The following is a 12654-nucleotide window of genomic DNA, read 5'->3' as shown; positions in this document are numbered from 1 at the left end:
TGGTTATTCCCCATAAATAGGCGATAACGTAGCATCAATTCCAAACAAGCGCTGCCCAAAGGGTTCAGCCTAGGGGCGATTAACTCTTTGTTACTCGGTTTTTACTTAGCCCACTAGGTTACAAACCTCGCGCCGCGATTAAATCGCCCCTAGTTTGAACGAATTTTAATCTACAAAGGTCAATAGACCCTTGCTTTATAAATAGTTTTAGGTTGTTTTTTATGTTTTCGAAGCCTTCGCAGGCGGTTTACACCGTTTCACGCCTTAATAGAGAAATTCGCACAATTCTTGAGCAAGGTTTTGCATCTTTAGTGCTCACGGGCGAAATTTCTAACTTTATTACCCCTGCATCTGGACATTGGTACTTTTCGTTAAAAGACGATAAAGCACAAATTAAAGCTGCTATGTGGCGTGGGAATAATCGCAACCAAAGCTATCGCCCTGCAAATGGCGCGCAAGTTACAGTAAAAGCGCGTGTATCACTTTATGAACCTCGCGGTGACTACCAGCTTATTGTTGAGCATATGGAACCGGCCGGCGAAGGTCAGCTAAAACAAGAATTCGATGCACTTAAAATGCGTTTGGCCGCCGAAGGATTATTTAGCTCTGCGTATAAAAAACCACTTCCGCAAAACATTAATCGTATTGGTGTTATTACCTCAGCAACCGGCGCTGCTATAAAAGATATTTTAACGGTACTTAAACGCCGTGCGCCGCAGTTAGAAGTAATCATTTACCCTGCTATGGTACAAGGCAAAGAAGCACACCTACATTTAATTAATCAAATTGAATTAGCTAATGCTCGTGATGAAGTAGACGTACTTATTTTAGGACGAGGCGGCGGATCACTTGAAGATTTATGGTGCTTTAATCACGAACAGCTCGCACGAGCTATTTTTGAAAGTGAATTACCGATAGTAAGTGCAGTAGGCCATGAAATAGATACAACCATTAGCGATTACGTTGCTGATGTTCGTGCAGCCACTCCATCAGCCGCAGCTGAGCTTGTAAGCCCAAATACGCAAGAGTTACACAACAAAGTAACGCAATTGGTTAATCGTTTATCTAACGCGTTTAAGCACGGTATTGCCGATAAACGCGCTCTAGCAACGCAGTTACAACACCGCCTTAATTTGTGTCATCCGCGTAGTCAGCTTAGTCAAAAATCACAACGTTTGGATGAGCTAAGCATTGCGCTTCAACAAGCTATGCGTAATCGTTTATACCAACAAGAACGCACACTCAATAACTTAACACCTCGTTTGATGCGCCAATCACCTGATAAAAAACTCGCTTCAGCAAGCCATCAACTCTCGCAATTACAAGCTAGGCTAAACCAAGCTATACAGCATCAGTTACAACAAGCGAATAATAGCTTAGCACTGCAAGCAAGCAGGTTAGACTCGGTAAGTCCGCTTAATGTTTTAGCGCGCGGTTATAGCATCACTAAAACACAGCAAGGAAAAGTAGTTAAATCTGTGGGGCAAATTAAAACAGGCGATGTTTTAGTTACAGAGTTAGTCGATGGCTCTATAGAATCACAAATTATTTAAAGCTCTGTACTTAGCAACATTTTAAGTTCGCTATCGCTCGATGTGGAGGTAGTGCTTTTAAATTGTTGCCAAAACTCTTGTTCCATCAACTTATCGTTTAGCTCTCGCCATTGAGCATTACCAAATGTGTCGTTATCAATGGGGGCGGCAAGTTCAAATTCACATACTGTTTTTTTACATTTTGCACTAACAACGTCAGGAATAATTGATAAATCAGCTGTTAATAAAAAATCTTGTAATGCCATTTCAGTACGATAAGCCCATTCTTCATCGCGCGTTTGATTTTCAAATTTATCACGTAAAATCTGCTCAAAATCTGAAGGGCCCCTCATTTTCTTTAAAACACTTTTGAGCGCCGCTTTCTGTTCGGCGAGTTGCTGCTTAAGCTGAGTTACTTGCTCTTCTAAAGGTAGTTCATCAAGCATTTGGGTTTCTGAATTGGTTGTAGGCGTGTCTTCAGCGGGCTCTATACTAGCGACTTGCTCAGGTACTGCAGAGTCTGCATTACTCAATACCTCATTACTTTGTTGTTCAGTATGAAGCTTTTTCTGTTTTTCATAACTTGGCTGCGACTTAACAGATTCTGGATGACTTGAAGCTGCATTAAAGTAGCTCCAAGTTAAACCTACACCCGCAATAAACCCAATCCCTAGAGCCAATAAACTATTCTTGTTCATGTTAATTCCTTTTAAGTTTTATTATTTTTAGTTACTTATAACATTGCACTCGTGTGCGATTCGTTTTCAGGCTCAGGATTTGCTAAAAAGTTTTGGTTCATACTTTGCGCCGGACACTCACAATCCGGTCGACCAATAATTTTAGCGGGTACGCCAACAGCGGTTGTGTGTGGTGGAACATTGCTAAGTACAACTGAGCCCGCACCAATTCGTGCGCCCTCACCTACTTCAATATTACCCAGTACTTTAGCACCCGCGCCAATTAATACGCCTGCTCTAATTTTAGGATGACGATCGCCCTGCTCATTGCCTGTACCGCCAAGCGTTACAGATTGCAAAATTGATACGTTATCTTCAATTACCGCTGTTTCACCAATAACAATACCGGTTGCGTGGTCAAACATAATGCCTTTACCCACTTTACATGCTGGGTGAATATCGACCCCAAACACTTCAGAATTACGGCTTTGAATAAAGCGCGCTAGCTCTTTGCGATTTTGTTGCCACAAACAATTAGCCAAACGGTGCGCCTGAATAGCATGAAAACCTTTTAGATTTAATATAACCGTAAGATAGGTTTCTGATGCAGGGTCGCGGTCTTTTACCGCTTTAATATCCTCAGCAACAAAAGATAGCATACGGTCACATTTTACAAATGCTTGGTCAAACAGCTCTCGGATAGTGAATGCAGATACCACCGCATCAGCCAACTTATTAGCAACAATAAAGCTCAATGCCGAACCTAAACAATCATGATTTAAAACACATGAATAAACATGACTTGCTAATAATGGTTCACGTTTTACTACATCGTTAGCTTCGTCGCGAAGCTGTTGCCAAATTGCATGACGCATAATACTGCACTGCCTTAAGTTGATATAAAATAGCCTTTTCCCAAGTCTAACGGATTTAACCACTAAGGTGTTAATCCCTTAGTTATTTGTTCTGGTTATTAGGTATAACTGTTTATTAAGTTTCATTATTAAATAATAAAAATGCCTCGATGCTTATAGCACCGAGGCATTATTTTAACGCTTAAAAAACACTTAAATTATTGAAATACTTTATCGACTTTCATCACTTCAATATTTTTTGCAGGAATTGCTAATTTATAATCAGCAATCACTTTATCTTCAGCCACTAATTCAGCAGGTTTATTAGTGTTATAAATCATTGGTGATGTTTGCTGCGATGCTAAACGTTTTTGCATATCAGCGCCGTCACCAGTAATAAATACATAGTGAACATTGTCTGTTTGTAAGTTTTCTTTAATAACGCGATTAACATCAGCAAGCGTTAGCGTTTTAAGTTTATTAGTTACGTAACTTACAAAGTTATCAGTGTTGTAAAATTCGCTATCAAGCGCGTAACCTAATTGGCGATTTTGACTTGCAACCATTTGCGGCACAAAGTTAATTAAAAAGTTACGCGTAGCTTCAAAATCACCTTCGCTCATACCATTTTTAATTAGCTTATCTAGCTCAAACAAGGCGGTACGTGTTGCAAAGTGCGCATCGTTATTAGAGCGAAGTGGGCGTAACCACACTTGAAATATTTGCTCTGAGCGCCCTAGGTTTGCATCTGGCTTGGTTTGAAACATACCACGTGGAAAGTATTCAATGTATGCGTAATCGCCATAGTTCATGCCGCGAGTTTCACGAATGCGCTCATATAAAAAGCTGTTAGAACTACGGTGCTCACCAAAGTACGAACGCACAAGCCAAAGGGCTGTCCAGTCTTCGCTACTTCTTATTGTATCAATAGGAAAACCAAACGATACAGCAGTCGATTGTGCCGATTTTTCTACAATAGTTGCATGATGACCTTTAAGCACTGGCGCATCAGGAATACTTAAACGGCTTTGCTCACCTTTTGGTAGCGTTGCAAAATCGCTCATCATTTTAGCTTTAAGGTTTGCAGGCACAGCCCCAATTAAGCCAACCGTGAGTTTAGATTGCGTAAGCTCGCTGTTATAAAACGCTTTAACATCATCTAGCGTCAACGCTTCTAAATCCGAAATATCACCGTAGTTGTAACTTTCGTAAGGGTGATTTTTGTAAAGTGCACTGTATAGCACTTCTTTGCCTAGCTCTTCATCGTTAGATGCTTTTAAGCCTGATTTAATACCATCGATCATTTCTTTTTTAAGGCGTTTAAAGTCATCTTCTCTAAAGCCTGGGTTTAATAATTGATCGCTCACAAGTGAATACCACTGCGCTGCATTGTCTTTATGAATACGCCCTTGGAACGACAGCATTTCTTTATCTATTTGATAACCAAAGCTACCTGCAAGCGGATAAAGTGCTTTTTGAATATCTTTATAGCTTGTCGCCTCTGAGCCACCTTGTGCAAGCATTGCCGCAGTGAGCGCTGCAACACCTTTTTTGCCTTGAGGGTCGGCAGCCGCGCCGGTATTGAATAAAAAGTTAACATCGATTAACGGCGAGCTATTGGTTTTATCAAGTACTTTAAATGCAGGTGCCGCAGGTGCTTGTTCAAGCTTTGCAGTAAGCGCATTTAAATTAACTTCTTGCTCAAAACCTGGGGCTTTATCAAGTGCCGACATTGTTAATGTGGTACGTGCGTTATCAGTAAAGTATTTATTAGCAACGGCTTTAATATCTGCGCTGGTGATGTTATCTGCCGATTTATACAGCTGGTTTATAACCTCAGGATCGCGCTCAAAATGCATGTAGCTGGCAAGGGTTGATGCAATCGCTTGCGACGAATCTAAGCCATTAATAAAGCTGTATTTAAGATTCGATTTTAAATCACTTAGCTTTTGCTCATCAACAAGCTCAGTGCGTGCTTTTGCATAAGTTCGATTAATGGCATCGCGCGCAGTGGCTAAATCGCCTGCGTTTTCTACTTTAACAAATACGTGTAATAAACCCGGATCTTTAGTCTCTGGGTTATAGGTAAACATTTGGCTGGCAATTTGTTTGTCGACCACTAGCTCTTGATATAAATCTGAATTACTAGAAAAATAAAGCTGTGAGATTAAATCAAGCGCCGCTCTGTCTTTTTTAGCAGGCTCCCACGCAGCGCCTTTGTACGATACGAGTAACCAATGCCCTGGTAGCGCTTCATCTTGCTGGTGTAAATATTTTGGTGCTTGTTGAACAGGTTCTGCTTTAATGTCAGCAACATAGTTACCCTTTTTCCAGCTGCCCCAATGCTTTTTAACCATTGCCATTGTTGCTTGTGGGTCTACATCGCCCACGATGACAAGTGACACGTACTCAGGCTTATAAAACTTAGCAAAAAATTCTTTACCATAGGCCATTTGATCAGGCATGGCTTCTATGTCTTTAAAAAAGCCCATAGTGGTGTGTTTATACGTGTGCTTATCAAACGCCTCTTCGCGTACAGCGCTTAATAATTTACGAATTGGGCTCGCGTTGTTTTTTAAGTACTCACCTTTTACTGTTTGTGCTTCTGTTCTAAATTGCTCTTCGGTGTAGGTTAAGTTTTGAAAAATATCAGCTTCAAGCTCAAGTACTTTATCAAGGTGCTGCTTTGAAAAGTTTAAATGGTAATTTGTGTAATCGTTTGTGGTATATGCGCGGTTATCAACACCTGAATTTTTTAATATGTCTGAGTACACATCTTCAGGGTATTTTTTTGAGCCTTTAAACATCATGTGTTCAAAAAAGTGAGCAAAGCCTGTTTTGCCCTCTTCAACTTCGTTACGCGATCCAACCGATACCGGAATTTGCAGCGACACTACATCAGGGTAATCGGTTTTAACAACCATGACACGTAAGCCGTTTTCTAGCTCTTCAATTAAGTAATCTTGTGAAAAAACACGGTCATCAGCTTTATTTACTTGTTCTTGTTGTGCTGTTGTTTGCGTGCTTTGGTTTTGTTGCATGGCGCAACCCGTTAAGGCCAGCGATACCGCTAAGCTGGTTGCTAATAATTTAAATTTCATTGTTGTCCCTTTTTAAATTGAGCAAATTTGTTGTCAGATTTAACTCTTTAATTATGCCCCAAAGCCAATAAATATAAGAGTCCCAAGGGGATTTATTATGTAAACAACTGTGTCAATTATAAATTATGGGAACAAGCACTATGAATAAACATCATGTTAATTGAAAAACTTTCATTAAATAAATCTATCTAGACGTCTAAATGGCTGCTATATTAAATCCATCAAAACAAACTTAGCTGGAATGAGGATTATGGCTTTATCACTAAAAGAGAAGATAGTGGACACCAATCAAGGTGTTTATCTTATTGGTACTACCCCGCCTAAAATTGGCACCGATAAAGCGCAATTAAAAACCATTGCAGAAAAGCTATTAGGTCGCTTACACGAAATTGAATACGACGGCGTGATAATTTACGACATTCAAGACGAAAGCAGCCGAACTAACCAAGACCGCCCATTTGCGTTTAAACAAACCGTTGATCCGCGTGAATACAGCCATTTACTTCGTAATTTATCTGCACAAGATGTGATTACTTATAAAAGTGTGGCGCAGCGTGGCGTAGGCGAATTTAAAGATTGGCTAAGTGAAACTAAAAACGACTACGATTTACAAAATGTTGTTTTAGTAGGTAGCCCATCATCGATAGGCGATATAAAGCTAAGCCTGCCAGATGCTTATAAAGCATTGGCTGAGCAATCAGATGATTTCTTTTTAGGTGGCGTTACGATTGCTGAACGCCATTCAAGTAAACGAAATGAGCACGAACGATTAATAGAAAAAACAGCACAAGGTTGTCAGTTTTTTATATCGCAAGCTGTTTACGATGCACAAGCGACTATAGAGCTAATCACTAGCTACGCACGTACATGTAAAGCGCAGGGTATTACACCACAACGTATTATATTAACGTTTACCCCGTGCGGCGGCGAAAAAACCTTAGAATTTATGCAATGGTTGGGTATCTCAGTGCCAGAGGCAACAAAATGGCGCATGCTTGATGCAGACAATACATTAAGCGAATCGGTCCGTATTTGCCGCGAAAACCTCGACTTAATACTTAAAAGCTGTGCGCATTTAGATGTACCGCTGGGCTTAAATATTGAAAGCTTAACAAACCGTAAAGAAGAAATTGATGCATCAATTAACTTATACCGTTTATTAAAAGCTATTATGGAATTAAACCTTGCTGAAAAGCTAATAGCTTAAAGGCTAGGTAAGAGCTAATTAACCCCCTTCTTGGCAAGCCTCATGGCTTGCTTTTTTATGTCCGTACTTTGAAAAATAAATTAAGAAGTACAAGTAAAAATTTGCAGCTTAAGCTATTCATTGAAGCTATTTTTGGTTATTACTCTCAAGCCTTTTTAAGGCAAACCCCATAGAGGAGCACATAACACCAAAAATAAAACCTATCGCAGAAAAAACCAGCCAAGTTTTTGTGGCATGAGTCATGACGAACTTACTTTTATTATTGTGCTTTTTTAGCGAGTCTATACGCTTGTTTATTTTTATACATTGCGTGGTCTGCATCATTTAATAGCGCTTCAAAGGGCTGCTTTTGTTTATTAGTAAAACTATAACCAATGCTGAGCGATAAATCGCAAACACCTTCTTTTAGTAAAGCATTTGTATACTCAGAGGATATTTTATCCATGATGTAGCTAATTTTGCTTTTATCGCTTAATTGCATTACTGCAACAAACTCATCACCACCTAAACGCCCTACTATGTCGGCATCTCTTAAATGGTTTTTTAGCGTATCCGCCAAAATAATTAAGGCTTTGTCACCCACTTCATGACCAAAGGTGTCGTTTAATTTTTTAAAGTCGTTTATATCTATAAACAAGCAACATACGTCGAATCCCAAACGCAGTGCTAAATTAAGCTTTTGCTGAGCTAGTAAGTTAAGTGCTCGGCGATTATAGATATCTGTTAATGAGTCTAACATGGCTATTTCGCGCATTTGTTCATAGCTGTAAACAAGCGCTAGGTCGTCTTCAATTAAATCGCGTAGTTGCTCTATGAGTTCAAAGTATTCATCGGTATAGCTAGTTATTTTAGTGTCTTTTAAGCATAGCGTGCCAAATACTTCACCTTCTGGCCAATGAATAGGTAAGCCTAGGTAGGATTCAACGCCATCCTCAACTACTTCTGGTAGGGTGTTCCATGCATCGTTATTGCTTGCATCATTAACATATAAAATATTATTAGTTTCAGCGACGTGCCGACAAAAAAGAGGAGTTTGAGGGGGAAGTATCGGGTTGGTTTCAAAGCTTGAGCCACCTTCGTTATTTCTAATAACAACGCGATAGCCTTTGCTTGTCGCCTGAACTATATAACCAGACGGGGCTGAAAAAAGCCCCGTGATAAGGTCCATTGTTTTTTGCCATTTATGCAAAGATATTTGGCCATCAACACCAGAGAATGCCCATTTATCAGTTTCAAACATTAACTTTACCTCGGCTATTTAATAGCTCCAGTATAGGCAAAAAAGTAAACTAAAAGCTATTATTTACGACGTCTACTTGGCTCTCTTTTACCTGTAATGCGTTTTTTATCGCGATCTTTTCGAGATTTATTCGTATTTTTACGATTATCTTTGGGCTTTTTATTTAAGTCAGGCTCGTAACCTTCTAACCACTGCGGCGTTAAACGCGTATCGAGTAATACTTCAATTTCTTCTAGCAGCCATTGCTCATCAATACTTACCAATGACATAGCAAGCCCTTGTTCACCAGCGCGACCTGTACGGCCAATACGGTGCACATAATCCTCGGCAATGTACGGCAGTTCAAAATTAATTACGTATCTAAGTGTAGAAATATCTAAACCACGCGCAGCGACATCGGTTGCAACAAGTACGCGTGTAATACCTTCTTTAAAGTTTTGCAATGCACGGTCGCGTGCGCCTTGCGATTTATCGCCATGGATTGATTCGGTTTTTAACCCATCTTTACACATTTCTTTAGCAAGCTGATCGGCCATTTGTTTTGTGCGAGTAAAAATAAGCACTTGGCGCCAGTTTTTCATGCCAATCATGTGCGATACAAGTTCGCGCTTACGGTCTTCATCTACAGCGTAAATAACTTGCTCTACTTCAACCGCAGCTGAGTTACGTTTATCAACTTCAATTAGCTCAGGGTTTTTAAGTAGTTTTTTACTGAGTTCAAACACGCTGTCATCAAACGTAGCTGAAAATAGTAAAGTTTGGCGATCGCCCGGGATATGTCGCAATATACGTCTAATTTCATCAATAAAGCCCATATCAAGCATGCGGTCGGCTTCGTCAAACACTAAAGAGTCTACGCTTGAAAGTACCACACTGCCTTTAACTATATGATCAAGTAAACGCCCTGGTGTTGCCACTATAACTTGTGCTGTTTTAAGTGCTTTTATTTGAGGGCCAATACTTGCACCACCATAGGCTAAAGCACCATTGATGTTAGTGCCTTGTGCGTACTTTTCAAAGCTGGCAAATACTTGCTGAGCAAGCTCTCGTGTTGGCGTTAAAATTACAACGCGGGCAAGGCCTTGCTCATCTTTTTTAGGGGTATTTAAAAGCTTATGTAACAGAGGTAAAACAAAGGCGGCGGTTTTACCCGTACCTGTTTGCGCGCTGCCCATTACATCACTTCCGGCTAAAATAGGCGGAATAGTTTTAATCTGAATTGCGGTAGGCTGAGTGTAATTATTTTGCTCAATCGCTGTTAATAATAACGGGTCGAGATTAAGTGATGAGAACGTAGTGGCAGACATAGGCTTAGCTTTAAAATAACAAAGAGCGCTATTGTACGCATATTACTGTACTGCGTAAATTAACCAGTCCAGAAAAGTATTTAATCGTGATTGCTCTCTTTCGCTTTAGCGCTAAAATAATAAAAAAGGCGCTAAATAACCGTTGTATTTAGCGCCTTTTATAATTTGCTGTAGCTTTAAGCTGGCTTTAGTGTCGCTTTACGTTCGTTGTAAAACGCTATTAAATCGTCAACTGTTGCTTGGCAGTATTCGCGAATACCCGAAACCACCATGTGCTTTTCACCACTACCCACTTTAACGCCGTTTTCTAACAGGTTAAAACGTAGTGTAATTTTTCCGCGCTTACCAGTGTACTCAAAGCTTGGCTCTGCAAATTCAAGTACTGGCGCTGTTATATCAAGGTTATCAAGATTAATAAGCATTGATTCGTAAATTACCATCGGACGAGCAGGGTTTATCATTACCTCTTGCTTGCCCATTAATGGGATAATTACATGCGGAAAGGTAGTACCAGAAAACTCAACATAATTTTTTATTAGACTATTAGTTAGTGCTGGGCATTGGCTGGTTTTACCGCTGCGCTTTACCTTTAAAATGACTTTTTCGCCATTGGTTACATCAAACTCATCGGCTCCCTCAGGGAAATGAAGTTTGGTGTTTTCATCAACCATACCGGCAAAAGTAAATTCCATTTGTTCACTAATACCGTAGCGGTCTAGTACCAATGAAAAAAGTAAGTCTCCTGGCGCGCAAAACTTTTTGGCATCTTTGTCATGAAGTGGATTGTAATCGTCAGCAACGCATTTAGCGAAGCGACAACCCTGCTCACGAGAGATAGAAACATAATCAGCATGCTGCTGAAAAAAAGGACTTAACATAGTTTGTTCACTGCTTAAACTGCTTATAACCTATCTATATTACCAGAAAAAAAATATTGAGAGGTCGAATCTGTTAGATTAATGGCTAAATAAAACAGAGTAATAAAAAACAATGGCCTTTTATTTATTAGCACTATCAATTATATGTGTTTTTCCGTACTGCAAAATATCAATAATGCGGCAACCCCTTTGGCACTACTTAATGGCTTTAAGTGTTCTAAGTGGGTATTTTCAAGGTTATATAAATTTGTATGCTCTGCTCAGCACTGGGCTTTACGTTGTTTTATACTACTGTGTGCTAAATGCAAAGCGGGCAATAATACGCGCTATTTTAGGTACTGTTTTTATAATTTCCTCACTGGTATTAGCACTTCATTGGGTGCCTGGTTTTAATAACCTCTCTATTGTTATAGATGAGCGTATTACAAGCGATGCGATTGCTTTTACCCTTTATGCTAATTTTGATAAAGCTATGGCTGGGTTATTCCTTTGTGCTTACTTTTATTCGAGTAAAAAAGCTTTAAAAGCAGACTCTAATAAAGCAGGCCCATTAAACGTTAAACAACCTATTTTTATAATTATTGCTACTGTTTTAGCTTCGCTCACTGCGGCTTTAACACTTGGACTTGTAAGCTTTAACCCAAAAGTGCCCAACTTTTGGTTAGCCTTTATTGCTATTAATCTTTTATTTACCTGTGTAACTGAGGAAGCTTTGTTTAGAGGTTTATTACAAACCAAACTTAGCCAAATAATCACATCTCCTCGCCTAGCGCTACTTGCTCCAATAATGACAGCAGCAGTGTTTGCTTTGGCGCATTTTGCTGGAGGATTTAACTATGTATTGGTTTCATTTATTGCAGGCTTAGGATATAGCTATATTTTTTATAAAACGCAGCGCTTAGCGTGGGCTATTTTATGCCATTGGTTAGTTAATGTTTGCCACTTCTTTTTGTTTACTTACCCTATGCTCAGTAAAATCTAAATACATTTACAAATGCTAACAATTTATCTGTTGGCAAACATTGCCAGCATTTGATTTTGTTAGTAATTTACTACTTTAAATAATAAATTAAAGGACTAATAGATATGCTACGTTTTATAATGGCAATAACAGTGCTGGCCACAATAACGGGTTGTTCAGGCATGACTTATCATACAGATATAGACAACGGTGTTTTATCTCAAGAAATTGGCACCTACGTTAATAAAAGAGATTTACAGCAATTTTATAGCGACCAAGAAGCACACGAAAGTGGCGCAACACTTTTAGGCCGAATAGAAGGTGAAAGCTGTGATGGCGACGGTATGGGCAGCAATAATGTAAGTTACAATCGCTCTAAATCAAACGCGATTGATTTACTTAAAGCTGATGCTATGCGCAGAGGCGGAAATGCTTTTACTATTAATTCTTGTAGTGAAACGTCTGTATCGTATTGCGACCTATCTGTTTTATGCACCGGACAGGCCTACGACTATTAATAAGTAAAAGTGCAAATTATATATTAAGCGCAAAGCTCAGTAGCACACGCTTTCCAGACTCGATTTTAGATACGCTGTGTTCGTACTTATCGGGTCTGAACAAATACACGCGATTAAATAAATTTATAATGCATTTAGAGCATTTAAATACCCCACCCGCTTTAGGTTTCTCTAATACAAAATTGAGCTTGTAATAGCGCCCTTGCTGCACAGGGTCAATATGGTTCATTACGCTATGATTGGTTGGGTAAGTAACAAGGTTTATCGAAAATGTATTACTGCTAAAAATAGCTTTGTTTTTAACGGTTGCAATCATACTGCCTCCTATGAGTTTATATGCCGCATTGTAGCATTTAGTAAATTATGAATGCTTAGGCTA

11 protein-coding genes are annotated in these 12654 nt (G+C 39.4%); 4 read left to right on the top strand and 7 right to left on the bottom strand.

Translation table 11 applies throughout. The annotated features are described in order from the left end of the window. Positions 1 to 221: 221 nt before the first annotated feature. Complete coding sequence (xseA, locus tag H5161_RS09650; RefSeq protein WP_024596085.1) at positions 222 to 1553, top strand: exodeoxyribonuclease VII large subunit; 1332 nt, start codon at positions 222 to 224, stop codon at positions 1551 to 1553. On the opposite strand, the gene H5161_RS09645 is transcribed toward xseA, so the two are convergent. The 3 genes from H5161_RS09645 to H5161_RS09635 form a co-directional block, all read right to left on the bottom strand. Continuing rightward, positions 1550 to 2230, bottom strand: coding sequence for a hypothetical protein (locus H5161_RS09645; protein WP_182747685.1), 681 nt, complete (start codon positions 2228 to 2230; stop codon positions 1550 to 1552). The two genes, xseA and H5161_RS09645, sit on opposite strands and share 4 nt — an antisense overlap. Before the next feature lie 35 nt (positions 2231 to 2265). Continuing rightward, positions 2266 to 3084: a serine O-acetyltransferase gene (gene cysE, locus H5161_RS09640; RefSeq protein ID WP_002958786.1), complete on the bottom strand. Its 819-nt coding sequence runs from the start codon at positions 3082 to 3084 to the stop codon at positions 2266 to 2268. Between the two features lie 197 nt (positions 3085 to 3281). Beyond that, on the bottom strand, positions 3282 to 6164 hold the full coding sequence (locus tag H5161_RS09635) for a pitrilysin family protein (protein WP_182769164.1): 2883 nt from the start codon (positions 6162 to 6164) through the stop codon (positions 3282 to 3284). A gap of 250 nt (positions 6165 to 6414) precedes the next feature. On the opposite strand from H5161_RS09635, the gene H5161_RS09630 reads away from it, so the two are divergent. Continuing rightward, complete coding sequence (locus H5161_RS09630; RefSeq protein WP_024597318.1) at positions 6415 to 7371, top strand: methylenetetrahydrofolate reductase; 957 nt, start codon at positions 6415 to 6417, stop codon at positions 7369 to 7371. A gap of 259 nt (positions 7372 to 7630) precedes the next feature. On the opposite strand, the gene H5161_RS09625 is transcribed toward H5161_RS09630, so the two are convergent. From H5161_RS09625 to H5161_RS09615, 3 genes are all read right to left on the bottom strand, one after another. Then, the gene (locus H5161_RS09625) at positions 7631 to 8611 is read right to left on the bottom strand and encodes a sensor domain-containing diguanylate cyclase (RefSeq protein WP_182723965.1); all 981 of its coding nucleotides are present in this window, start codon (positions 8609 to 8611) and stop codon (positions 7631 to 7633) included. Between the two features lie 59 nt (positions 8612 to 8670). Further along, positions 8671 to 9918, bottom strand: a complete 1248-nt coding sequence (locus tag H5161_RS09620) for a DEAD/DEAH box helicase (protein ID WP_182769163.1) — start codon at positions 9916 to 9918, stop codon at positions 8671 to 8673. Positions 9919 to 10094: 176 nt separating this feature from the next. After that, complete coding sequence (locus H5161_RS09615; protein ID WP_182716070.1) at positions 10095 to 10796, bottom strand: DUF3581 domain-containing protein; 702 nt, start codon at positions 10794 to 10796, stop codon at positions 10095 to 10097. Positions 10797 to 10908: 112 nt separating this feature from the next. Here H5161_RS09615 and H5161_RS09610 point away from each other — a divergent pair, with 112 nt between their 5' ends. Together H5161_RS09610 and H5161_RS09605 are read left to right on the top strand one after the other, a co-directional pair. Further along, a complete protein-coding gene (locus H5161_RS09610) occupies positions 10909 to 11778 on the top strand; it encodes a CPBP family intramembrane glutamic endopeptidase (protein WP_182769162.1) in 870 nt (289 codons plus the stop codon). Between the two features lie 104 nt (positions 11779 to 11882). Further along, positions 11883 to 12275 carry a hypothetical protein gene (locus H5161_RS09605; RefSeq protein WP_039484976.1) on the top strand — a complete coding sequence of 131 codons (393 nt, stop codon included), beginning with the start codon at positions 11883 to 11885 and terminating at the stop codon, positions 12273 to 12275. A 16-nt stretch (positions 12276 to 12291) separates the two neighbouring features. On the opposite strand, the gene H5161_RS09600 is transcribed toward H5161_RS09605, so the two are convergent. Beyond that, positions 12292 to 12591, bottom strand: a complete 300-nt coding sequence (locus H5161_RS09600; RefSeq protein WP_021032137.1) for a hypothetical protein — start codon at positions 12589 to 12591, stop codon at positions 12292 to 12294. Positions 12592 to 12654: the final 63 nt, after the last annotated feature.

Source organism: Pseudoalteromonas sp. SG43-5 (assembly GCF_014164345.1).
Classification (GTDB): domain Bacteria; phylum Pseudomonadota; class Gammaproteobacteria; order Enterobacterales; family Alteromonadaceae; genus Pseudoalteromonas; species Pseudoalteromonas distincta.
This window is presented reverse-complemented; position numbering and strand designations above follow the sequence as displayed.